21 protein-coding genes are annotated in these 23,643 nt (G+C 60.9%); 8 read left to right on the top strand and 13 right to left on the bottom strand.

Features of this window, described 5'->3' with window-relative positions; genetic code table 11:
- Positions 1-15 precede the first annotated feature (15 nt).
- The 4 genes from KHU30_RS15210 (at position 16) to KHU30_RS15195 (ending at position 3,475) form a co-directional block, all read left to right on the top strand.
- A complete protein-coding gene (locus KHU30_RS15210) occupies positions 16-1,131 on the top strand; it encodes a Re/Si-specific NAD(P)(+) transhydrogenase subunit alpha (RefSeq protein ID WP_211443471.1) in 1,116 nt (371 codons plus the stop codon).
- Between the two features lie 125 nt (positions 1,132-1,256).
- A complete protein-coding gene (gene panD / locus KHU30_RS15205) occupies positions 1,257-1,619 on the top strand; it encodes an aspartate 1-decarboxylase (RefSeq protein ID WP_211443470.1) in 363 nt (120 codons plus the stop codon).
- A gap of 96 nt (positions 1,620-1,715) precedes the next feature.
- Complete coding sequence (locus KHU30_RS15200; RefSeq protein WP_098493953.1) at positions 1,716-2,042, top strand: NAD(P) transhydrogenase subunit alpha; 327 nt, start codon at positions 1,716-1,718, stop codon at positions 2,040-2,042.
- Positions 2,039-3,475 carry an NAD(P)(+) transhydrogenase (Re/Si-specific) subunit beta gene (locus tag KHU30_RS15195; RefSeq protein WP_211443469.1) on the top strand — a complete coding sequence of 479 codons (1,437 nt, stop codon included), beginning with the start codon at positions 2,039-2,041 and terminating at the stop codon, positions 3,473-3,475. Before KHU30_RS15200 ends, KHU30_RS15195 begins: the two co-directional genes overlap by 4 nt.
- 79 nt (positions 3,476-3,554) lie before the next feature.
- On the opposite strand, the gene KHU30_RS15190 is transcribed toward KHU30_RS15195, so the two are convergent.
- Genes KHU30_RS15190 through KHU30_RS15170 form a run of 5 tightly spaced genes read right to left on the bottom strand, consistent with a single transcriptional unit; the run spans position 3,555 to position 8,615 of the window.
- On the bottom strand, positions 3,555-4,733 hold the full coding sequence (locus KHU30_RS15190; RefSeq protein WP_211443468.1) for an FAD-dependent monooxygenase: 1,179 nt from the start codon (positions 4,731-4,733) through the stop codon (positions 3,555-3,557).
- Positions 4,730-5,383, bottom strand: coding sequence for an HAD family hydrolase (locus tag KHU30_RS15185; protein ID WP_211443597.1), 654 nt, complete (start codon positions 5,381-5,383; stop codon positions 4,730-4,732). The genes KHU30_RS15190 and KHU30_RS15185 overlap by 4 nt, the downstream gene beginning before the upstream one ends.
- 55 nt (positions 5,384-5,438) lie before the next feature.
- A complete protein-coding gene (locus tag KHU30_RS15180; RefSeq protein ID WP_211443467.1) occupies positions 5,439-6,779 on the bottom strand; it encodes an aminopeptidase P N-terminal domain-containing protein in 1,341 nt (446 codons plus the stop codon).
- 37 nt (positions 6,780-6,816) lie between these two features.
- Positions 6,817-7,524 carry an N-acetylmuramate alpha-1-phosphate uridylyltransferase MurU gene (gene murU, locus KHU30_RS15175; protein WP_211443466.1) on the bottom strand — a complete coding sequence of 236 codons (708 nt, stop codon included), beginning with the start codon at positions 7,522-7,524 and terminating at the stop codon, positions 6,817-6,819.
- A gap of 26 nt (positions 7,525-7,550) precedes the next feature.
- On the bottom strand, positions 7,551-8,615 hold the full coding sequence (locus tag KHU30_RS15170; protein WP_211443465.1) for an aminoglycoside phosphotransferase family protein: 1,065 nt from the start codon (positions 8,613-8,615) through the stop codon (positions 7,551-7,553).
- 197 nt (positions 8,616-8,812) lie between these two features.
- Here KHU30_RS15170 and KHU30_RS15165 point away from each other — a divergent pair, with 197 nt between their 5' ends.
- From KHU30_RS15165 to rsmA, 4 genes are all read left to right on the top strand, one after another.
- Positions 8,813-11,173 carry an LPS-assembly protein LptD gene (locus tag KHU30_RS15165; RefSeq protein ID WP_230427398.1) on the top strand — a complete coding sequence of 787 codons (2,361 nt, stop codon included), beginning with the start codon at positions 8,813-8,815 and terminating at the stop codon, positions 11,171-11,173.
- A 59-nt stretch (positions 11,174-11,232) separates the two neighbouring features.
- Positions 11,233-12,633 carry a peptidylprolyl isomerase gene (locus KHU30_RS15160; protein WP_211443463.1) on the top strand — a complete coding sequence of 467 codons (1,401 nt, stop codon included), beginning with the start codon at positions 11,233-11,235 and terminating at the stop codon, positions 12,631-12,633.
- 23 nt (positions 12,634-12,656) lie between these two features.
- Positions 12,657-13,721, top strand: coding sequence for a 4-hydroxythreonine-4-phosphate dehydrogenase PdxA (gene pdxA, locus KHU30_RS15155; RefSeq protein ID WP_211443462.1), 1,065 nt, complete (start codon positions 12,657-12,659; stop codon positions 13,719-13,721).
- A 68-nt stretch (positions 13,722-13,789) separates the two neighbouring features.
- Positions 13,790-14,563 (top strand): 16S rRNA (adenine(1518)-N(6)/adenine(1519)-N(6))-dimethyltransferase RsmA, encoded by a 774-nt coding sequence (rsmA, locus tag KHU30_RS15150; RefSeq protein WP_211443461.1) that lies wholly within the window; start codon positions 13,790-13,792, stop codon positions 14,561-14,563.
- Positions 14,564-14,776: 213 nt separating this feature from the next.
- Here the strand turns inward: rsmA and gloA are convergent, their stop codons facing one another.
- From gloA to KHU30_RS15110, 8 genes are all read right to left on the bottom strand, one after another.
- Positions 14,777-15,187 (bottom strand): lactoylglutathione lyase, encoded by a 411-nt coding sequence (gene gloA, locus KHU30_RS15145; RefSeq protein WP_211443460.1) that lies wholly within the window; start codon positions 15,185-15,187, stop codon positions 14,777-14,779.
- A gap of 93 nt (positions 15,188-15,280) precedes the next feature.
- Positions 15,281-16,201, bottom strand: a complete 921-nt coding sequence (locus tag KHU30_RS15140; protein ID WP_211443459.1) for a M48 family metallopeptidase — start codon at positions 16,199-16,201, stop codon at positions 15,281-15,283.
- Between the two features lie 40 nt (positions 16,202-16,241).
- Positions 16,242-16,985, bottom strand: coding sequence for a lysophospholipid acyltransferase family protein (locus tag KHU30_RS15135; RefSeq protein WP_211443458.1), 744 nt, complete (start codon positions 16,983-16,985; stop codon positions 16,242-16,244).
- A gap of 63 nt (positions 16,986-17,048) precedes the next feature.
- On the bottom strand, positions 17,049-17,606 hold the full coding sequence (gene gmhB / locus KHU30_RS15130) for a D-glycero-beta-D-manno-heptose 1,7-bisphosphate 7-phosphatase (protein ID WP_211443457.1): 558 nt from the start codon (positions 17,604-17,606) through the stop codon (positions 17,049-17,051).
- Positions 17,607-17,623: 17 nt separating this feature from the next.
- On the bottom strand, positions 17,624-19,741 hold the full coding sequence (glyS, locus tag KHU30_RS15125) for a glycine--tRNA ligase subunit beta (RefSeq protein ID WP_211443456.1): 2,118 nt from the start codon (positions 19,739-19,741) through the stop codon (positions 17,624-17,626).
- On the bottom strand, positions 19,738-20,718 hold the full coding sequence (glyQ, locus tag KHU30_RS15120; protein ID WP_211443455.1) for a glycine--tRNA ligase subunit alpha: 981 nt from the start codon (positions 20,716-20,718) through the stop codon (positions 19,738-19,740). The genes glyS and glyQ overlap by 4 nt, the downstream gene beginning before the upstream one ends.
- A gap of 128 nt (positions 20,719-20,846) precedes the next feature.
- The gene (gene lnt, locus KHU30_RS15115) at positions 20,847-22,409 is read right to left on the bottom strand and encodes an apolipoprotein N-acyltransferase (RefSeq protein ID WP_211443454.1); all 1,563 of its coding nucleotides are present in this window, start codon (positions 22,407-22,409) and stop codon (positions 20,847-20,849) included.
- 300 nt (positions 22,410-22,709) lie between these two features.
- On the bottom strand, positions 22,710-23,591 hold the full coding sequence (locus KHU30_RS15110) for an HlyC/CorC family transporter (protein ID WP_211443453.1): 882 nt from the start codon (positions 23,589-23,591) through the stop codon (positions 22,710-22,712).
- Positions 23,592-23,643: the final 52 nt, after the last annotated feature.

Here is a 23,643-nt window from a genome sequence, read left to right as displayed (position 1 = left end):
TAGTGGGAGAAGTACATGAAAATCGGCATCCCCGCCGAGACGCGGCCTGGTGAAACCCGGGTTGCCGCGACTCCGGAGACGGTAAAGAAGCTGGTGGCGGCCAAGCACCAGGTGCTGGTGCAGTCTGGCGCAGGCACTTCTTCCAGTATTACGGATGAAGCCTATGCCGCCGCCGGCGCTGAAGTGGTCAGCGCCGCCGCCGCATTCGGCATGGAAACCGTGCTGAAAGTGCGCGCTCCCAGCGCCGACGAACTGCCCCTGCTGAAAAGCGGCACGGTGGTGGTGGGCATGCTCAATCCTTTTGATGCCGACAATATTGCTGTTATGGCAAGCCACGGCCTGACAGCCTTTTCGCTGGAGGCCGCGCCGCGCACGTCGCGGGCGCAGTCGATGGACGTGCTGTCGTCGCAAGCCAACATCGCCGGCTACAAGGCGGTCTTGATGGCGGCCAATACCTATCAGCGTTTCATGCCGATGCTGATGACCGCAGCCGGCACCGTCAAGGCGGCGCGCATGCTGATCATGGGCGCCGGCGTCGCCGGCCTGCAGGCGATCGCCACCGCCAAGCGGCTGGGCGCGGTGATCGAAGCTTCCGATGTGCGGCCCGCTGTAAAAGAGCAGATCGAGTCGCTCGGCGCCAAATTCCTCGATGTGCCATTCATTACCGATGAAGAAAAGGAAATCGCCCAAGGCGTGGGCGGCTATGCGCGGCCGATGCCGGCCGACTGGATGCGGCGCCAGGCAGAACTGGTGCACGAGCGCGCCAAGCAGGCCGACATCATCATCACCACCGCGCTGATCCCCGGCCGCAAGGCGCCTGTATTAATCAGCGAAGAGACGGTCAAGGCCATGAAGCCGGGTTCAGTGATCCTCGACATGGCGGTCGACCAGGGCGGCAACTGCCCCTTGTCGGAAAGCGGCAAGACCGTCATCAAGCACGGCGTGCACATCATCGGCGAAGGCAACCTGGCGGCGCTGGTGGCGGCCGATGCTTCGGCGCTGTATGCGCGCAACCTGCTGGACTTCCTCAAGCTGATCATCAATGCCGAAGGCGGGCTTGTGATTAATCGTGAAGACGATATAGTGGCGGCCACTTTGCTGTGCAGTGCCGGCGAGGTACTGCGCAAATAGGGAAGCAGGGAAGTATCTTGAACGATCGTGTTTGAAGGTACTGCCGTTTTTTATCAATAGCTGTAAATAAAGCTGTAATGCGCCGCCGGCTGAGGCTGGCGGCCTTGTAAACTGGAGAAATAACTATGCAACGCATCATGCTGCGCGCAAAGATTCATCGCGCCACCGTTACCCAAGCCGACCTGCACTATGAAGGTTCGTGCGGGATCGATGAAGACCTGCTGGAAGCAGCCGACATCCGCGAGTTTGAAAAGATCGAGCTGTACAACGTCAACAACGGCCAGCGCTTTTCGACCTACGCTATCCGCGGCAAGCGCGGCAGCGGCGAGATTTCCCTGAACGGCGCCGCCGCCCGCTGCGCCCATCTCGGCGACCTGCTGATCATCTGCACCTACGCCCCGCTTTCCGACGAAGAAGCGCGCAGCTACGTGCCGAAAGTGGTGTTTGTCGACGACGACAACAAGATCACTGGTTTGAAAAAGATCTAAAAGACGTGTCATCCCCGTGTACGCGGGAATGACGGGGTCGCTTAGTCGCCTAGACGTAGTGGAAGTCATTCGAACTCGCTCTATTAAAGGGAAACCATGGAAGTCACGCACACCATCACCAACCTGATCATCTTCGTACTGGCGATCTACGTCGGCTACCACGTGGTCTGGACCGTCACGCCGGCGCTGCATACGCCGCTGATGGCGGTTACCAACGCCATTTCCGCCATCATCATCATCGGCGCCATGCTGGCGGCCGGCCTGACCGAAGGCATGGTTGGCCAGGTCGCCGGCACGCTGGCGGTGGCGCTGGCGGCAGTCAATGTGTTCGGCGGCTTCCTGGTGACCCAGCGCATGCTGGAAATGTTCAAGAAAAAAGAGCCGAAGGCCAAGCCGGCGGCTAAAGAGGGAGCGGCGCAATGAGCATGAACCTGGTGACCTTGCTGTACCTGATCGCCTCGGTCTGTTTCATCCAGGCGCTCAAGGGTTTGTCGCATCCATCATCGGCGCGGCGCGGCAATGCCTTCGGCATGGCCGGCATGGCGATCGCGGTAGTCACCACGATTGCCCTGATCGTCAAGCTGAAAGCGGAATCGCAGGGCGCAGGCCTGGGTTTCTGGCTGGTGGCCGGCGGCGTGGTCGTCGGCGGCGGCATCGGCGCGGTGCTGGCCAAGCGCGTCGAGATGACCAAGATGCCCGAGCTGGTGGCGGCGATGCACTCGCTGATCGGCCTGGCGGCGGTCTGCATCGCGGTGGCGGCGGTGTCCGAGCCCTGGGCTTTCGGCATCGCGGCGCACGGCGAGGCGCTGCCGGCCGGCAATCGCATCGAACTGTTCATCGGCACCTTCGTCGGCGCGATTACCTTCTCGGGTTCGGTGATCGCCTTCGGCAAATTGTCGGGCAAGTATAAATTCCGCCTGTTCCAGGGCGCCCCGGTGAGTTTCCGCGGCCAGCATTTCATCAACCTGCTGCTGGCCGTAGCGATGCTGGGGCTGGGGCTTATCTTCGTGCTGACCCAGTCCTGGCTGCCCTTCATCCTGATGGCTGTCATTGCGTTTGCGCTGGGTGTGCTGATCATCATCCCGATCGGCGGCGCCGATATGCCGGTGGTGGTGTCGATGCTCAACAGTTATTCGGGCTGGGCCGCGGCCGGCATCGGTTTTTCGCTGAACAATTCGATGCTGATCATCGCCGGTTCGCTGGTCGGTTCCAGCGGCGCGATCCTGTCCTACATCATGTGCAAGGCGATGAATCGTTCGTTCTTCAATGTGATCCTGGGCGGCTTTGGCGGCGATGCGGCTGCTGCGGCATCGGCCGGCGCACAAGCCCAGCGCCCGGTGAAATCCGGCTCCGCCGACGATGCCTCGTTCCTGCTGGGAAATGCTGAAACCGTCATCATCGTTCCCGGCTACGGCCTGGCGGTGGCGCGCGCGCAGCACGCATTGATGGAACTGGCTGAAAAGCTGTCGCACAAGGGCGTCACCGTCAAGTTTGCGATCCATCCGGTGGCAGGGCGCATGCCAGGCCACATGAACGTGTTGCTGGCGGAAGCAGAAGTGCCGTACGACCAGGTGTTCGAGATGGAAGACATCAACAGCGAATTCGCACAGGCTGATGTGGTGCTGGTGCTGGGCGCCAACGACGTCGTCAATCCGGCAGCCAAGGATCCGAAGTCATCGATTGCCGGCATGCCTATCCTGGAAGCCTACAAGGCCAAGACCGTCATCGTCAACAAACGCTCGATGGCCTCCGGCTATGCCGGGCTGGATAATGAGCTGTTCTACATGGACAAGACCATGATGGTGTTCGGCGATGCCAAGAAGGTGATTGAAGATATGGTGAAAGGGATAGAGTAAGCCCCGGCCGCTCTTGCCGAAAAGCCGCGCCAGGTTTATCCGGCGCGGCTTTTTTTATACTGAACGCCGCGGCCCGCGGTCAGCGCCGGCCGAACATCATCTGCTGTGCCAGCAAGCGCCGCGCCGGCTTGATCACATCGACCAGGCCGAGCGAAAGACCGAGCAGGGTTTGCGACAAGGCGCCGTCGGGCGCGCTGGCGAAGACCCGCGCCATGACGTCGGTCAGGTGTATCGTCAGGCTGCGGTCGGATTGCCTGGCGGCGGTGAATTGCAGCAGCGTCTCCGAGGACATGTCGGTCGCCAACATGCGCGCCAGCACCGTGGCGTCGCGCAGTCCCAGGTTCAGGCCTTGGCCGGCGACCGGATGCAGGGTTTGGGCCGCGTTGCCGATCGCTACTGTCCTGGCCGAGGCGGCGGGACGTGCATTCAGGCCGAGCGGAAAACTGTTGCGCGGCGTGGTCCTGGTGAACCGTCCCAGGCGGCCTCCGAAGGCTTGCATCAACGCTTCCAGGAAAGCGGCGTCGTCCAGCGCCAGCAAATTATCGGCGGTAGCAGGGCGCACGCACCAGACCAATGCATAGTTGTTGCCGTGGCCGTCGTCCTGCGGCAGCAGCGCCAGCGGGCCCTGCTCGGTGAAGCGCTCAAAGGCGCGCTGGGCAATCGGGGCGCTGGCCTGGACATGGGCGACGATGCCGACTTGCTGGTAATCGCGCTGCAGCGCTTTGTCGCTTTGCGCGCCGAACACGCCGCCTTCGGCCTGCACCAGCAATTTGGCGTGCAGGGCGCGGCCGTCCGATAACTGCAGTTCCACATGATCGTCATATTCGGTGCTGGCGCTTACCTGCAGCGGCCGCAGCAGCTGGATATCTTGCAGTGCCGGCAGCGCAGCGAGCGCAGTCACCAGCGTACCGTAGCGCGTAACATAACCGAGCGCGGGCAACCGGAATTCGTCGCGCTGGATCAGGGTGCGGCCGAAATGGCCGCGGCGCGAGACGTGGATCTGGTCAATTGCGGTGGCGGCAATCGGCCAGGCGCCGATTGCCTGCAGGATCTGGCTGCTGCCGTAGGACAGCGCCAGCGAACGCGGATCCTGGCGCGCCAGTTCAACCGTCTTGGCGTCGATCAGGGCGATGCGTGCCGCCGGCACTCCGCGTTTTACCAGCAGTGCGGCCAGGCTCAGGCCGACCGGGCCGGCGCCGCAGATGGCGATGTCGGCATCGCCATCGTTCTTGTTCTGCAGATTGGCGTTCTCGTTCATGCCGGCAGGCCCCAGTGGCGCAGTTGCGCAGCGGTTGCCGCCGGATCGCTGTGATGGATGGCGCGCCAGCCGAGTGCGCGCGCGGCCAGCACATTCCGTTCGACGTCGTCGATGAAGACCAGATGTTCTGGCTGAGCCTCGGGATGATGTACGCGTATGCGTTCCAGCATGCGCTGGTAGATGCGCGGATCCGGCTTGATCAGTTTTTCTTCACCCGACACCAGGATGTCCTTGAAGCGTTGCAGGACCGGCTGGTAAGGAGCGTTGCCGCGGGCGTAAGGGAAGGTTTCGGCCGACCAGTTGGTCAAGGCGTACAAGGGCACGCCGCCGGCTTCCAGCGCATCGAGAATCGCCAGGCCCGGCGCCAGCGTGCCGCCCAGCATTTCCGTCCAGCGGCTATAGAAAGCTGCAATCAGCGATGCATGTTCCGGATGGCGGGCGCTCAGGCTGGCGGTTGCTTCAGCCAGCGGCCGGCCGCCGTCCTGCTGGATATTCCATGCGCCGTTGCAGATGTTGGCGAGGAACCACTTGCGCTCCGTTTCGTCGGCGATCAGCTTGCGAAACAGGTAGTCCGGATTCCAGTCGAACAGGACGCCGCCGAGATCGAACACGACGATGGTGGGTGTGGCAGCGATGGTAGCAATGGTCATAGCTGTCATGATAACAGCGCCTGCAGCGTATTGCAGCCAGGCGGCAGGCTTGGCGTCACTTGCGCATCAAGGCTTCGATCTCGGCCACCGAGGTCGGGACGTCGCGCGTCAGGTTGATATTGCCGTCGGCAGTCACCAGGATGTCGTCTTCGATGCGGATGCCGATATGCCAGAACTTTTCCGGCACGCCTTCCGCCGGCCGCACATAGATGCCGGGTTCGACCGTGGTGACCATGCCCGGCTGCAGCTTGCGCCATGGCTTTTGCTGGCCTTCCGCCGCGGCTTCGCCTGGTTCGCGGTAAGCGCCGACGTCATGCACGTCGAGGCCGATCCAGTGGCCGGTGCTGTGCATGTAGAACTGGCGGTAATCGCCGTTGGCAATGACGTCGTCGAGGCTGCCGACCTTGTTCTTGAGGAGCAGGCCGGTGTCGAGCATGCCTTGCGCCAGCACGCGCAGGGCGGCATTGTGGCCATCGATGAAGCGCTGGCCAGGGCGGGTGGCGGCAATCGCTGCGTGCTGCGCCGCCAGTACGATCTCATACAAGGCTTTTTGCGGGGCGGAGAAGACGCCGTTGGCAGGGAAGGTGCGGGTGATGTCGGAGGCGTAGCTTTCGAATTCGCAGCCGGCGTCGATCAGCACCAGGTCGCCGTCTTTCAGTTCGGTATTGCCGGCGCGGTAGTGCAGCACGCAGGCGTTGGCGCCGGCGGCGACGATCGAGGTATAGGCCGGCGATTCGGCGCCGTTGCTGCGGAATTCGTGCAGGATTTCCGCTTCCAGGTGATATTCGCGCAGGCCGGGACGCGCCATGCGCATCGCCCGGCGGTGGGCGCCGGCGGCAATCTGGCCGGAGCGCTGCATGATGGCGTGTTCCGAGCCATCCTTGAACAGCCGCATTTCGGCCAGCAACGGATCCAGGCTGTGGATGGTGGCCGGCGCGCTGACGCCGACGCGCGCCTGGCCGGCCAGCTTGGCGAGCCAGCCTTGCAGCTGGCTGTCGCGGTTGGCCTGCTTGCCCAGCGTGTAAAAAATCGCCGGCGCATCGGCCAGCAGCTTCGGCATTTCGCTGTCGATCTCGTCGATCGCAAAGGCGGCGTCGAAGCCCAGTTGTTCACGCGCGGCAGCCGGGCCGAAGCGGAAGCCGTCCCAGATTTCCCGTTCCAGGTTTTTCTCGCGGCAGAACAAAATCGCCTTTGGATCTTTGCCGGCGACCAGCACGATCACGGCGTCCGGTTCGGTGAAGCCGGACAGATAGTAGAAGCTGCTGTCGTGGCGATAGGGGAAATCGGAATCGGCGTTGCGCATTGCTTCCGGCGCGGTGGAGATGATGGCGACGCCCCCGCCCATGGCTTGCATTTGCGCGATCAGTGTGCTGCGGCGTGTGCTGTAAGGAGTCATGCTGGCGGTCTTTCGTAACAGGTTGTCGCGTGACGCGTCAAAGCGGCGCGTTGAGTTGATCCAGGCGTTCGATGGTGCCGACGTCGGTCCAGGCGCCGCGGTATACCTCGCCGCCGACCTGGCCGCGCGCTGCGTATTCGCGCATCAGGGTGACCAGCTTTTCCGGCTGGCCGGGGCTGACCGCATCGAACATCGAGGGGCGATAGACGCCGATGCCCGAGTAAGTATAGGTATGGCCGGGCTCGCACTCGTTGCTGACCGAAAAACTGTGCAGGCCAAAGTCGCCTTGCGGATGATGGGCCGGATTTTTCACCAGGTAGAGCCAGGCTACGTCGCGCTTGTCGAGCGGGTAGGGCTGGCCCCACAGGTCGTTGTCTTCCAGCGTATTTTTGACCTGTTCAAAATCGAAATGCGGGCAGTAGACATCGCCGGCAATTGCCACGAACGGTTGTTCGCCGAGCAGATGGCGGGCGTAGGCGATGCCGCCGGCGGTTTCCAGCGCCACGCTTTCCGGTGAATAGCGGATGGCGGCGCCGTATTTGCTGCCGTCGCCCAGCGCCTCTTCAATCATTTGCCCCAGATGGGCGTGGTTGATGACGATCTCGGTAATGCCGGCGCGCACCAGGTTGACGATGTGCCAGACGATCAGCGGCCGGCCGCGGACCTTGAGCAAGGGCTTGGGAATGGTGTCGGTCAGCGGGCGCATGCGCTCGCCGCGGCCGGCCGCAAATATCATTGCTTTCATGGATGCTTTATTCGTGCTGCGGTTGGTTAGAAGGTATAGCCGACTTGCACCGTTTTATCTTCCAGCTTGTCCAGCATGCGCACCAGCGGTATCAGTTCGCGGTAGCGCAATGCCGTCTTGCGGACGTAATCCATGACCAGCGGGATATCCTTGAGATAGGCTTCCTTGCCGTCGCGGTGATACAGGCGCGCGAACAGGCCGAGGATTTTCAGGTGCCGCTGCAAGCCCATGTACTCGAAATCGCGGTAGAAGCTGTCGATGTCCGGCGCCACCGGCAGGCCGGCGCGCTTGGCCCGTTCCCAGTAGCGGATCATCCAGTCCAGCACCTGGGCTTCGTCCCATTGGATGTAGACGTCGCGCAGCAGCGAAACGATGTCGTAGCTGATCGGGCCGTACAGCGCGCCCTGGAAATCGAGCACGCCAGGATTGCCGCCGGCGAGCACCATCAGGTTGCGCGAATGGTAGTCGCGGTGGATGAACACCTGCGGTTGCGCCAGGTTGTTGGCGAGGATGGCGTCGAACACCTTGTCGAGATCGGCGCTTTGCTGGTCGCTGAGGGTGGCCTTCAGATGCTTGCCGATGTACCACTCAGGGAATATTTGCAATTCTCGCAACAGGAAGGCGCGGTCGTATTCCGGCAGCACATCCGGCTGGCTCTTGGTTTGCAGCAATACCAGCGCGTCGATGGCATCCATATAGAGCTTGTGGGCATTTTCGATACTGCCGTCGCTGGTGAGTTGCTGCAGATAAGTCGTGGAACCCAGATCGGACAGCAGCAGGAAACCGTGTTCGACGTCCCGCGCCAGGACCGCCGGCACCGACAGGCCGATGCCGGCAAACAGCGCGCCGATCTCAATGAAAGGGCGCACATCTTCCTGCGGCGGCGGCGCATCCATCACGATCAGGGTGCCGCCGGCGGCCGTGTCTACGCCGACCGCATCGATACGGAAATAACGGCGGAAGCTGGCGTCGGCGGAGGCCGGGCGCAAGGTCGCGGGCAAGGTGGGAATGTCGCTGAGCGTAGTTAGCCATTCGACAATTTGAGTCTGGCGCAGATCGGGTAAAGCAGGGGCAGACTGTGATAAAGACATTAAGCAATCCAGTAAAACGGCTGTTGATGGTGAGTTCCCATATAATAAGGGATTAATTTCAAAAAATCGCCTGCTATGGTGTTTGCCAAATTCATTTCATGACCCGGTCCTCCTCAGCGCTTCCTCAGTATCCCCAGCCATGTTCAGGTCCGCTCCGGTCCGGTCCGGCTGCGTCCCAATTGCCGGCTTTACGGCGCATGACCATTCTGGTGGCTTCGGTCATTGCGGCGGTTTCCATGCCGATGTGGGCCTGGGCGCAGGCAGTCGAAGTGGCGACGCCGGCAGCGCCGGATGCGCAGGCAAGTCCGCCGAAAGCCAAGCCGCCGCGCGTCAACGATACCGATGCGCCGACCAACATCGAGGCCGAACAGATGACCGGCCGACCGGACCGTTTGCTGAACCTGGATAACGATGTGGACCTGACCCGCGGCGGCACCAACGTCAAATCCAAGACGGGGATTTACCGGATTGTCGAGAATGAGGCGGAAGCCCATGGCTGCGTTCGGATGAATCGCTATGGCGACAGGTACACCGGCGACGACCTGAAGCTGAACATGGATTCAGGGCAAGGCTACCTGACCAATCCGACCTACTGGTTCGTGGCCAACGATGGCCACGGCAGCGCCGAGCGCATCAATTTTCTCGATGAGGACCGCTCGGAAATCGTCAAAGGCAACTATACGACCTGTCCTGGCACCAAGCCGGACTGGTACATCAAGTCCAGTACGCTGGATGTCGACAGCGGCCTGGGCGAAGGGGTTGCCCACAACGGCATCCTGTATTTCAAGAGCGTGCCTATCCTGGGCGCGCCGAGCATGTCTTTCCCGCTATCGAATGACCGGCAGTCCGGCGTTTTGCCGCCGATCATCGGCACCACCAACAATGGCGGCCTGGAATTCAACCTGCCGTACTACTTCAACATCGCGCCGAATCGCGATTTGACGGTCTATCCCAACATCATCAGCCAGCGCGGTTTGCAGATGGGGGCGGATGCGCGTTATATGGGCGCCGGTTATAGCGGCCAGACCAAGGTTGAGTACTTGCCTGACGACAGGCTGACCAAGAGCGATCGCTATGCCTTGCAGTCGATCCATACGCAGACGCTGTATCCCGGCTTGACGATGGGCTGGAACGTGAATTTTGCCTCGGATAACAACTATTCAGACGATTTCACGCGCTCGATCACACAAAGCTCCTTGCGTACCTTGAATCGAGAATTCGATTTGAACTACAGCGGTTCGTTCTGGAGCGTGGCGGCGCTGGCTTCGCGCTATCAGATCCTGCAGGATTTTAATGCTGCAGGAAATCCAACGCTCAGCCGTCCTTATGACCGCATGCCGCAAGTGACGTTTACTGCGGGTAAACAGGACATCTACGGTTTCGACTGGACCGTGAACGCGCAATACACGCGTTTCTGGAATAGCCAGTATGATTTTCCGCAAGGCAGCAACACGACTTACGTCAGCAGTACTTTAAATCCACTGGGCGGCGAGCGGGTCTACATCAATCCGCAGCTTTCCTATCCGATCATCCGTCCGGGTTATTTCATTACGCCAAAGATCCAGCTGGATGCCACCGCCTATAACATCACGCCGAACAAATTCGGCATACCAAATCCGCCCACCCAGGCGCCGGGTATAACCGGCTCGACATCCCTGGGCAACGATTTCAGCCGGGTCTTGCCGACTTTTTCGCTGGATGCCGGACTGATCTTCGAACGCGACGCCAAATTCTTCGGCAAGCCAATGACGCAGACGCTGGAGCCGCGCGTGTTCTATGTCCGCACGCCGTACCATGACCAGAGCCAGTTTCCCTTATTCGACAGCGGCGCGGCGGATTTCAACTTTGCCCAGATCTTTACGGAAAACCGCTATACAGGCCATGACCGCATCAGCGACGCCAATCAATTGACCACCGCCCTGATCTCCCGCTTTATCGAGGAATCAGGCGTAGAACGCCTGCGCCTTGGTATCGGTCAGCGCATGTACTTTACCCAACCGCGTGTTGCCTTGAACGCTACCGACAACATCACCACCAGCCGCTCCGATTTGCTGCTGATGGCGGGTGGCCAGGTAACGCCGACACTGGGTGTCGACAACACCATTCAATACAGCCAGAGCAATAATCAATGGGTGCGCGCCAGTTCCAACATCAAATGGCAGCCAGGTCCGAAAAAAGTCATCAATTTCTCCTATCAGCTGGATCACAACAACTTTGATCCGCTGCTGCTGGACAATAAATACCTGAAGCAATTCGACGTATCCGCCCAATGGCCCTTGAGCAAGCGCTGGTATGGCGTAGGCCGCGTAAGTTATTCCTTGCAGGAAAAAACCGTCGGACAAAGCCTGCTTGGACTGGAGTACAAGGCCGATTGCTGGGTCTTCCGCGTGGTGGGCCAGCGTACGCCGACGTCGTCAACCCGCACGACTACGGGTATATTCGTGCAACTTGAGTTGAATGGTTTATCAAGTATCGGGTCGAATCCGATGCAAGCCCTGCGTAGCAGCGTTCCAGGTTATCAGAATATCAATCAGCCAGACTCTTTCATTAGCCGTTGAACCTGTTATTCTCCCCGTCATTCTTCAGATTATTCTCACCCATGAACGTTTTTCCAATTATGCGTAAAACCAATCAAACTCAACTCACGGCAATTGCATTCGTGCTGTTGTCCGCCACTGCCGGCGGCGCCTGGGCGCAAGCTGCGTCGAAGCAGATTACGCCTCCCCTGGTAGCCCCGGCAGCTGCAACGGCAGCGCCGGCATCCAAGGCGGCTCCGCAAACTGTCGACGCCATCCTCGCGGTGGTGAACACGGATGTGATCACTCAGCAGGAATTGGCCAAGCGCATGGGCGATGTGGTGCAGCGCATGAAGGCACAGAATATTGAATTGCCGCCAGTGGCTGAGCTGCAAAAACAATTGCTTGAGCGCATGATTCTTGAACGCGCCGAAGTGCAGCTGGCGAAAGAAAACGGTTTGTCGGTAGATGACGTCATGCTGGACCGTGCAATCGGCCGGATTGCCGAGCAAAACAAGCTGTCGATGGCGGATTTCCAGCGTCAGCTGGCCCAGGATAAAATTCCCTACCCTGCGTTCCGCGAGGAAATCCGGCAGGAAATGCTGTTGCAGCGCCTGCGTGAACGCGAAGTCGACAACAAGATCCAGATTTCGGAATCGGAAGTCGATAATTACATCGCCGCCGACAGCAGCAACAAGCAAAATGCACAGGAACTGGATTTAGCGCAGATTCTGGTACGCGTTCCTGAAAACGCAACGGCCGAGCAGATTGCGCAGCGCGCCAAGCGTGCGGAAGAAGCCATGCAGCAGATCAAATCCGGCGGCAATTTCGCCGCTGTGGCTGCAGCATTTTCCGATGCCAGCGATGCCCTCACCGGCGGCGACATGGGATGGCGTTCGCAAGACCGCCTGCCTTCCTTGTATGTCGAGGCGGTCGCCAACCTGGCTCCCGGCCAGGTATCGACAATCCTGAAGAGCGCCAACGGTTTTCATATCGTCAAGCTGATCAACAAGCGTGCCGCTGCCAGCGCGCCCAAAGATACGGCCGCCGCACCGGTGCAGCAGACCCATGTGCGCCATATCCTGATCAAGGTCACGCCAACCGTGACCGCGGCGGAAGCGCGCCGCCGGCTGGTCGATTTGAAAGAACGCCTGGACAACAACGCCGCCAAGTTTGAAGACCTGGCCAAGCAGTATTCCAACGATTTGTCGGCATCCAAGGGCGGCGATCTGGGCTGGGTGTATCCCGGCGACACCGTGCCTGAATTCGAACGCGCGATGGATGCCTTGAAGCCCGGCCAGGTCAGCGAACCTATCGAATCGCCATTCGGCTACCACCTGATCCAGGTGGTGGAACGCAAGACCAACGATGTGTCGAAAGAGCGCCAGCGCCTGGCGGCCCGCATGGCGATCCGCGAACGCAAGACTGAGGAAGCCACCAACGAATGGCTGCGCCAGTTGCGCGACCGTACTTATGTCGAATACCGCAACGACGATCACTGATCGCGTTGTCCTGAAAGCTGCGCATGTCTGATCCTTCCACGGCCGATACCGGCGCACAACAGCGGCCGGTATTGGCCGTCACCTGCGGCGAGCCGGCCGGCATCGGCCCTGAAGTCTCGATCAGGGCCGCCTGGGAACTGCGCGCCCAGATCAAGAGCGTGCTGATCGGCGACGCGGCTTTCCTGGCGATGACTGCGGCGGCGATCGATCCGCAGATCAGGCTGGTCGCCCTGTCGCAGCAAGCCTTCCGCAACAATGGCTTGCCGAATTTCTCAACTGACCAGATTGCCGTGATCGATTGCCAGCTGGATGCCCATGTGCAGCCAGGCGTGCTGGATGCGCGTAACGGGCGGGCAGTGCTGCGCACGCTGGATATCGCGATTGCCGGCGCGCAGCAGGGAATTTTCGACGGCATCGTCACCGCGCCGCTGCAAAAAAGCACCATCAACGATGCCGGCGTGGCGTTCACCGGCCATACCGAATACCTGGCTGAAAAAAGCGCTACCGCCCAGGTAGTCATGATGCTGGCGACCGACCGCACCACGCCGCCGCTGCGCGTGGCCCTGGCGACCACGCACCTGGCGCTGAAAGACGTCGCCGCGGCGCTCACTTTTGAAAGCCTGAGCCGCACTATCGCTATCCTGCATGCCGATCTGAAGAATAAATTCGGGCTGGCGCAGCCGCGCATCCTGGTGACCGGCCTCAATCCGCATGCGGGCGAGGGCGGCTATCTGGGCCGCGAAGAAATCGATATCATCAGCCCCGTATTGCAGGCCGCCAAGGCGAATGGCATTTCGGTGAGCGGCCCTTATCCTGCCGATACACTGTTCCAGCAAAAATACCTGGCGGATGCCGACTGCGTCTTGGCGATGTATCACGACCAGGGTTTGCCGGTATTGAAATATGCCAGTTTCGGACACGGCATCAACATCACGCTCGGCTTGCCGTTTATCCGTACTTCGGTCGATCACGGCACCGCCCTGGATCTCGCCGCTGCCGGCCTCGGCCGCGCCGATCACGGCAGCATGCTGGCTGCGCTGAATGCTGCGGCACAGATGGTGCGCTTGAGCCAATCCGGGAAAAAGTAGCTCCTTGCTTCGACGCTTGAACAACGCCTGTCTGTTTTAGCTGCTCTGCCTCGCAAATAAAGAAAAATATGAAGAATCACATTCCCCGCAAGCGCTTCGGCCAGAATTTCCTGACTGATGACACCGTGCTGTACAACATCATCAGCGCGATAGCGCCGCAAGCCGACGACAACATGGTTGAAATCGGCCCCGGCCTGGCGGCCATGACCAGCCTGTTGCTGGAGTCCTTGCAGCAATTGCACGTGGTCGAACTGGATCGCGACCTGGTGGCGCGCCTGCAAAAGAATTTCGATCCGGCGCGCCTGCATGTGCATTCCGCCGATGCGCTGAAATTCGATTTCAGCAGCATTCCCCTGAACGGCGGCAAGAAATTGCGCGTGGTCGGCAATCTGCCATACAACATTTCCAGCCCCTTGCTGTTCCACTTGGCGCAGATCGCGCCGCAGGTGCAGGACCAGCACTTCATGCTGCAAAAGGAAGTGGTGGAACGCATGGTCGCCGAGCCGGGCAGCAAGGCATTTGGCCGCCTGTCCGTCATGCTGCAATGGCGCTACACCATGCAGCTGATGTTCATCGTGCCGCCGACCGCCTTCGATCCGCCGCCGAAAGTGGAGTCTGCCATCGTGCGGATGATTCCGATCGCCCAGCCCCTGGCTTGCGACCAGAAGAAACTGGAAGATGTCGTGCTGAAAGCCTTTACGCAAAGGCGCAAGGTGATCCGCAACTGCCTGGCCGGGATGTTCACCGAGAACGACTTGATTGATGCAGGCGTCGATCCGCAGTCGCGGCCTGAAACCGTGCCGATGGAATTGTTTGTGGCGCTGGCGAATCGCCTGGCCTGATTTCTCCGCAGTACCGACGCGTCTTCTCCGGCACAGGAGGGGCGCGTGATTGACTGTCTTGCCAGCCGAAGCTGACGTTGACCGCGCCGCCGGCGATCAAGCCGCAGACCAGCACTCTGCTGCCGTTTGGAAGCCGCCGTTTATTCTTGTCTGGACTCGGGCTGTCAACAGGCCCTAGGACTGGCGCAAGGTACGGCCAGTCCCAAGCACAGCTTATAAAGCAGCGCTGGCGGAATTGCCGTCCTTGCGTTCGATCAGTTCGATCTTATAGCCATCGGGATCCTGCACAAAAGCGATTACCGTACTACCGCCCTTGACCGGACCGGCTTCGCGCGTGACGTTGCCGCCTTGCGCCTTGACGTCGGCGCAGGCCTTGTAGGCGTCTTCCACAGCCACCGCCAGGTGGCCGAAGGCGGTGCCCTGCTCGTAGCTGTCGACGCCGTAGTTATAGGTCAGTTCAAGTTCCGCATGGTCGGGATTGCTGCCGTAGCCGACAAAAGCCAGGGTGTATTTGTACTCTGGATTGTCGTTGGTGCGCAGCAGCTTCATGCCCAGCACCTTGGTGTAGAAATCGATGGAGCGTTGCAGATTGCCGACGCGCAGCATGGTATGGAGGATTCGCATGATTGTTCTCGATGGTTGGGAAGGGAGATTTTCTTAAAACCTGCGTCGCTATTTTAAGGCGGCGCGGGCGGCAGCGTGCGCCAGGCCCCGGCCTTAAAAAACCGGCAGGGTTTCCTGGGCGCTGTCGCGCAGGGTTTTCCGGGCGGTTTCAAACTCGGGGAAAATCGATTGCACCGTGGCCCAGAAACGCGGGCTGTGGTTCATCTCGCGCAGATGCGACAACTCGTGTGCGATCACGTAGTCGATCAGCGGCAGCGCGAAATGCATCAGCCGCCAGTTGAGGCGGATTTTGCCTTCAGAAGTGCACGAACCCCATTGCGTGGTGGCCGACGACAGCGCAAACGACTGGTAGGTGACGCCCAGCTTTTTCGCATAGATCGGCAGGCGCTCGCCGAACACGCGCTTGGCTTCCAGCTGCAGCCAGCCCAATACGCGATCCTTGAGCTGCTGCTCGCCGGCATCGGCCGGCAGGCAGACGATCAGCTGGTCGCTGGCGTCGTCGAAATGGATGCCGGCTTTTTGCGTGGCGTGGATGCGCAGGGTGATGCTGCGGCCCATGTAGGGCAGCGTCTCGCCGTCGCGCCATTGCATCTGCGGCTGCATGCGGCGGGTGGAGCGATCGCGGTACTCGCTCAGCTTGGTGAAAATCCAACGTTTCTTTTCGCGGATGGCCTCTTCAATATCGCCCAGCGTGACCCATTTCGGGGCGGTGACGCGCAGGCCGTCGTCGCTGATCAGGAAGCCGATGGAGCGTCGTTTGGAGCGCAGCAGGGTGTAATCGAGGATGTGTTCGCCAAAATGCAGGCGGCGCTTGCCTGGCGCCAGCGCGACAGCTTCGCCGGCCAGGGGCGTCTGCGGCGCCGGTACTAAGCGAGGATCCGATCTTGGATGGGGGGCTTGCGGTGCTGCTGGCGTGCTGGCGATTGAATCGTCGGCAAACAGGTCCAGCTGCAACGCTTGTTGCTGCGGCAGCTTGCCCTGGGGCCGTGCATCCGGCCCCAGGCGTGGCTTCATTGGTTTTTGATGCAATAGTTTCAATGTTGGCTAGTGAATATTATTTTTGCTTGGAATAGACATGGGGTGAAATCACCCGCATTTCAGATTCTATCCAATTTTCGACTTTTGCCATGAGCTCGCTGCTATCCAGGTTTTCCGGAGCGATCGGCTTGCCGATGGAGACCGTGATCAGGCCCGGCTTCTTGATGAAGGAATTCTTCGGCCAGCATTCGCCGGCGTTATGGGCGATCGGCACCACCACGGTATTGGTTTCAACCGCCAGGCGGGTGCCGCCATTCTTGTACTTGCCGGTCTGGCCGACCGGAATCCGCGTGCCTTCCGGGAACATGATGATCCATTGGCCGTCAGCCAGCCGCTTGCGGCCTTGCACCACCACCTGGGCGAAAGCGTCGCGGCCTTTGCTGCGGTCGATTGGAATCATGCGCAGCAGGGCGATGCCCCAGCCGAAGAAGGGGATGTAGGTCAGCGATTTCTTGAACACGAACACCAGCGGCCGCGGCGTCATCTGCAGCAGGAAGATGGTTTCCCAGGCCGACTGATGCTTGCTCAGCACGACTGCCGGCGCATCCGGGAAATTCTCGAAGCCCTTGACCTCGTAGCGGATGCCGCAGATGACCTTGGCCATCCACACCACGATGACGTTCCAGCGCGCCGTCAGGTAATAGCGGCGCGCGTAGGGAAATGGCGCAAACAAAACGCAGGCGAACGACCAGACCACGGTGAGGATCGCCATCAATACGGCAAACAGCAGCGAACGCAGAAACAGGGAAAAACGCAACATGCAGACTCCAGGTATTTTTTCTAAACAAGCACGCTGAGGCGCCCACGGCCCCTCAGCGTGAAATCACACTGCCAGTTCCATCGGCTTTTTCAGCAGGAAATCAACCACCGCCGCCAGGTCCGGATAAATCAGGGTGCCGGGCGGCAGACCGCCTTTTTCGCGGGTCTTCTCGCCTTTGCCGGTCAGCACCAGATACGGCGCGCAACCGGCGACGAAGCCGGCCTGCAGGTCGCGCAGCGAGTCGCCTACCGTGGCCACGCCGCCGCGCAGGCTGATCTCGAAGCGCTTGCCGATATCGTGGAACATGCCGGCTTTCGGCTTGCGGCAATCGCAGTTGTCGTCGGCCGCATGCGGACAGAAAAAGATTGCGTCGATTTCGGCGCCGACCAGCTGCGCTGCCTCATGCATCTTCTGATGGATAGCCATCAGCGCCTGCATGTCGAACAGGCCGCGCGCAATGCCCGACTGGTTGGTCGCCACCACCACCCGGTAGCCGGCCTGGTTGAGGCGCGCGATGGCTTCCAGCGAACCTTTGATCGGCACCCACTCGGCGGGCGATTTGATGAAAGCGTCCGAGTCGTGGTTGATGACGCCGTCGCGGTCCAGGATGATCAGTTTCATAGCTGTTCGTTGTCCGTTTACGCCGCCAGCTTGGAAATGTCGGCGACCTGGTTCAGCATCACATGCAGGTTCGCCAGCAAGGCCAGGCGGTTGTTGCGCAATTGCAGGTCGTCGGCCATCACCATGACGTCATTGAAGAAGCCGTCGACATTCTCGCGCAGCCGCGCCAGGGCTTTCAGCGCAGTGCTGAAATCGCCTTTGGCAAAGGCGGCGTCGACTTCCGGCTTGAGCGCATTCATGGCGGCGAACAGCGATTGTTCTGCGCTGTCCTGCAGCAGATCCGGCTGCACCGTGCTGCCGACGCCTTCGGTCTTTTTCAGGATGTTGGTGATACGCTTGTTGGCAGCCGCCAGCGCTTCCGCTTCCGGCAGCGCGGCAAACGCCTGCACCGCATCGAGCCGCTCGATGATGTTGTCGAGCCGCTCAGGCTGTTGCGCCACGACGGCTTCGATTTCGTTCGGCGAATAGCCGCGCTCGCGCAGCAGGCCGCGCAGGCGGTCGTACAGGAAAGGCAGCACATCGCTGCCTGGATCCTTGAAGCTGGCATTGCCGGCGAACTGCCGGGCGGCGTTGTCCAGCAATTGCATCAGCGAGACCGGCAGGCGCTTTTCCAGCAGCATGCGCAGGATGCCCAGGGCATGGCGGCGCAGTGCGAACGGATCCTTGTCGCCGGTCGGCTGCAGGCCGATGCCCCAGATGCCGACCAGGGTCTCCAGCTTGTCGGCCAGCGCTACCGCGGTGCTGGTGTCGGTGGTCGGCAGGGCGTCGCCGGCAAAGCGCGGCTGGTAGTGTTCTGAAATCGCCAGCGCCACGGCTTCTGCTTCGCCGTCATGGCGCGCATAGTAGTTGCCCATCACGCCTTGCAATTCTGGGAATTCGCCGACCATGTCGGTCAGCAGGTCGGCCTTGGCCAGCAGGGCGCCGCGTTCGGCCAATGCGGCTAGTGCAGCATCGCCGCCGAGCAGGCCGGCGATCGCCACCGCCAGCGCCTTGACCCGTTCCGTGCGTTGCAGCTGGTTGCCGAGCTTGTTGTGGTAGACCACGTTGGCCAGCAGCGGCACGCGCTCGGCCAGTTTCTTTTTCTGGTCTTGCTCGAAGAAGAATTTCGCATCGGACAGGCGCGGCCGCACCACGCGCTCATTGCCTTCGATGATGTAGTGCGGTTCGCTGGTCTGCAGGTTGGAGACGATCAGGAAGCGCGAGCGCAGCTTGCCGGCGCTGTCGGTCAGGGCGAAATACTTCTGGTTGGTTTGCATGGTCAGGATCAGGCATTCCTGCGGCACGCTGAGGAATTCATCCTCGAACTTGCAGGCATACACCACCGGCCATTCGACCAGCGCCGCCACTTCATCCAGCAGCGCTTCCGGCATCAGCACCTGGTCATCGGCAGCAGTCGCCAGCAGGGCGCTGCGGATTTTTTCCTTGCGTTCGCTGAAGCTGGCGATGACTTTGCCTTGCTCCGCCAGCGCGTTCGCATAGCTGCCGGCATCGGCCAGCGTGATGCGGCCTTGCGACAGGAAACGATGGCCTTCCGTCAGGCGTCCGGCGTCCAGGCCCAGCAGGGTCAGCGGCAGCACCCGGTCGCCGTGCAGCGCCACCAGGCTGTGCGCGGGGCGCACGAAGCGTACGGTGCGGCCGGCAGCGTGGCCGTGCTGGCGCTGATAGCTCATGACTTTTGGGATCGGCAGCTTGGCGACGCTGTCTTCCAGCACCGTTTGCAAACCGGCTTGCAGCGCCACGCCCTTGGCGGTGTAGCTGTAGAAAAAGCTTTCGGCCTTGCCGTCCGGCGCGCGTTCCAGCTCGGTTGGCGTGATCATCACCTTGCCGCACTGGGCGGCGAGGGCCGCCAGTTTCTTGACCAGCGGCGCCGACGGCCGGCCTTCGGCGTCCAGCGCCACCGATACCGGCAGCACTTTTTCGCGCAGGGTCTTGTCGAGCGAGGTGGCGCGCACATGGCTGATGGAGACCGCCAGGCGGCGCGGCGTAGCGAACGCAGTGGCGAGTGCGCCTTCTTCCAGGAAGTCGCGCGCTTTCAAGCCATTGAAGATACCCATGGCGAAGGCGTCGCCCAGTTTCGCCAATGCTTTCGGCGGCAGTTCTTCGGTAAAGATTTCGATCAGCAGGGTATCGCTCATGCTGCATCCCCTGCGCGCTGTGCTACAGCCGCCATGTATTCATCTCCAAATTCTTGCAATAACAGTTCGGCATTTTCCTTGGTGATTTCCCACATCGGGAAGCCCAGTTTTGCCCGTGAATCGTAGTACGCCTGCGCTACAGCGCGCGACAGGTTGCGGATCCGGCCCATGTAGGCGGCGCGTTCGGTGACCGAAATGGCGCCGCGCGCATCCAGCAGATTGAAAGTGTGCGCCGCCTTCAGCACCATTTCGTAGGCCGGCAGCGCTAGCGGCACGTCCAGCAGGCGCTTGGCCTGGGTTTCGTAGTTGCCGAACAGCGGGAACAGGAATTCGGTATCGGCGTATTCGAAGTTGTAGGTCGACTGCTCGACTTCATTCTGGTGGAACACGTCCCCATAACTGAGGGTCTTCTTGACGCCGTTTTCAATCCACTCGGTCCATACCAGGTCGTAGACGTTTTCCACGCCTTGCAGGTACATGGCCAGGCGTTCGATGCCGTAAGTGATCTCGCCCAGCACGGGTTTGCAATCGAGGCCGCCGACTTGCTGGAAATAGGTGAACTGGGTCACTTCCATGCCGTTCAGCCAGACTTCCCAGCCCAGGCCCCAGGCGCCCAGGGTCGGGTTTTCCCAGTCGTCTTCGACAAAGCGCACGTCGTTGCGCTGCAGATCGAGGCCGAGCGCCGCCAGCGAGCCGAGATACAAGTCCAGGATGTTTTCCGGCGCTGGCTTCAGCACGACCTGGTATTGATAGTAATGTTGCAAGCGATTCGGATTTTCGCCGTAGCGGCCGTCTTTCGGACGGCGCGAAGGCTGGACATAGGCGGCGCGCCAGGGTTCCGGGCCGATGGCGCGCAGGAAGGTCGCGGTGTGCGAGGTGCCGGCGCCGACTTCCATGTCGTAGGGTTGCAGCAGGGCGCAGCCTTGCGCATCCCAGTAATCTTGTAATTTGAGAATGATTTGTTGAAATGTAAGCATCGTTTTTGTTGCTTTTCAATACGGCAAAACGCCGGTTAGTGAGCTAAATACTGAATGAAATACCGGGGGTGACGCAGAGCGCGATAAAAGACCCGCTAAAAGCAGCGATTTTAACGGGTTTTGCTGGCTTAGTCCCGTTTCTGGCCCAGCTTGCCGCGCACGTGGCGGCAGCGCCACCAGCTGCCGGCCAGCATCAGCAGCGCAGCCGCCAGCAAGGCGCGGTTGCCGAGCAGGATATAGGGCGTCATGCCGCTATATCCTTGCACCGAGACCGCCAGCGTGGCGCGGGTGTATGGCGCCAACTGGGCGCTGACCACGCCGTGCGGATCGATCAGGGCGGTGGCGCCGGTATTGGTGGCGCGCAGCATCGGCCGGCCGCTTTCCAGGCTACGCATCTGCGAGATCTGCAAATGCTGCGGCAAGGCGATGGTATTGCCGAACCAGGCGATATTCGACATGTTCAGCAACAGCGTCGCGGTTGGCTTGCTGGCGGCGTTGGTGGCGGCAAGCTGGGCGGCGATTTCATCGCCGAACAAGTCTTCGTAGCAGATATTCGGCAATACCCACTGGTCTTTCACCGCGAACGGCGCTTGCACTGCCGCGCCGCGCTGGAAGTCGCCGAGCGGGATGTTCATCATGTCGACAAACCAGCGGAAGCCGAACGGCACGAATTCGCCAAACGGCACCAGATGCTGCTTGTCGTAGCGGAACGCGGGCAGCGTCTTGTCCTGCGGAGCAATGCCGATGACGCTGTTGGAATAGCGGTAGGGGCCATCGATATAGGGAATGCCGAGCGCGATATGGCTGCCGCTCTGGCGCGAGAAATCCGACAAGGCAGGCAGGAAATCCGGCGGCAGCTCGGTTTGCAGGATCGGCACTGCAGTCTCCGGCGTGGCGATCAGGTCGGCCGGCGCGGCGCGGATCATGTCGGCATACAGGCGCAGCGAATTGATGATCTGGGTCGTATTGAATTTCTCTTCCTGCGGCACGTTGCCCTGCAACAGGTGTACGGAAATCGGCTTGCCATGGGGCGCGGTCCAGTTTATCTGGTGCAAGCCGAGGCCGGCCAGCAGCGCCAGCAAAGCGGCTGCGGCGGGCAGTTTGCGTTGCGGCAGCAAAGCCAGGCAGCCGGCAATCACGGCCGAGATGCAGCCGACGCCGTAGACGCCGACCAGCGGTGCAAAACCGCTCAGCGGACCGGCGGTATGGGCGTAGCCCGATATCAGCCAGGGGAACCCGGTGAAGACCCAGCCGCGCAGCCATTCGGTCAGGCCCCATATGGCGGGAAAGATCGCCAGCGCAAACAGCAACGGCGAGGCGGCCCAGCGACGCTGCAGCCACAGGCCGAGGCCGGCGCAGAGGGCAGTGTACAAGCCCATGATGGCCGCCAGCACCGCCACCGCCAGCACCGCCAGCCAGCCGGGCAGGCCGCCGAAATCGTGCAGCGAAATATAAATCCAGTAAACCCCGTGGGCGACCCAGCCGAAGCCATAGGCCCAGCCGAGCAGGGCGCCGCGCTTGATGCTGTCTTTGCCATCGAGTTGCCGCAGGCAGAAGATCAGCAGCGCCAGGGTCGCCAGTTGCAGCGGCCAGAGGCGGTAGGGAGCAAAGGAAAAGACGTTGATGGCGCCGGTGACTGCGGCCAGCGCCAGCAGCAGGGAGAACGGGATAGAGCTAAGGCGAAAGCGCATGGGCAGCGGAGATGTTGCTGTTAGAGGTAAGTCGGACAAGCGCAGCGTCAGGGCCTGTTGACCTATGATTTGGGAGATGCGTTCAAACCAAAACGTGTGCTGGCAAGCCATGCAACGCCGCCAGCGCACGTTTTGGTTTGAACCCTCCGGGAACGGCTGCAGGCGTCACATGCCGTTGTTACTCCTTCTTGCCGTAGCACCGCTACGGCGCGTCGTCGTGCCTAGGCCTGCAACGCCTGCCGCGCGTTCGCACTCCCAAATCATGGGTCAACAGGCCCTAGCCGACCTACGCTCTCATCTTCAGGATTCTTCCTGGCCAGATTCTGACAGCTTTTCGACCAGCAGGACATGCACTTGGCGGGCGTCGGCGCGCAATACTTCGAAGCGCACATTGTCGATGGTGAATTCATCGCCTTTGCGCGGCACGCGGCCCAGGTGATTGGCGACCAGGCCGCCGATGGTGTCGACATCTTCATCGACCAGCGCGGTATCCAGCGTCTCGTTGAACTGTTCGATCTCGGTCAGCGCCTTGACGCGCCAGCGGCCGCCGTGGTCGCCGTCGCGGATCGCCAGGATGTTGTCTTCTTCCTCGTCGAAATCGTACTCGTCCTCGATATCGCCGACGATCTGTTCCAGCACGTCTTCGATGGTGATGAGGCCGGCGACGCCGCCGTATTCATCGACCACGATCGCCATGTGGTTGCGGTTGGCGCGGAAGTCGCGCAGCAAGACGTTGAGGCGCTTCGATTCCGGGATGAACACTGCAGGGCGCAGCATGTCGCGCACGTCGAAGGAATCTTCGGCGTAGTAGCGCAGCAGGTCTTTCGCCAGCAGGATGCCGATCACCTTGTCGCGCTCGCCGTCGACGGCAGGAAAACGCGAGTGGGCGGTCGACAGGACTTCGGGCATCCAGTCTTCGATGGGCTTGGTGACGTCGATCATGTCCATTTGCGAACGCGGAATCATGATGTCACGGGCGGAGAGGTCGGATACCTGGAACACGCCTTCGATCATCGACAGCGCATCGGCGTCGATCAGGTTGCGTTCGTGTGCGTCTTGCAGCACATCGAGCAGTTCAGCGCGATTTTCAGGTTCGGGAGAGATCAGTGCGGTCAGGCGTTCAAATAGTGACCGGTGGGGTTTAGCGTCAAATGATTTGACGCTACTAGGGTGCTCTGGCATATGGCGTTAGCCTTGGTTTCACATTGTTTCGGAAGCAATAGCATACAACAAA

Source organism: Collimonas humicola, assembly GCF_018304945.1.
Lineage (GTDB): Bacteria > Pseudomonadota > Gammaproteobacteria > Burkholderiales > Burkholderiaceae_D > Collimonas > Collimonas humicola.
This window is presented reverse-complemented; position numbering and strand designations above follow the sequence as displayed.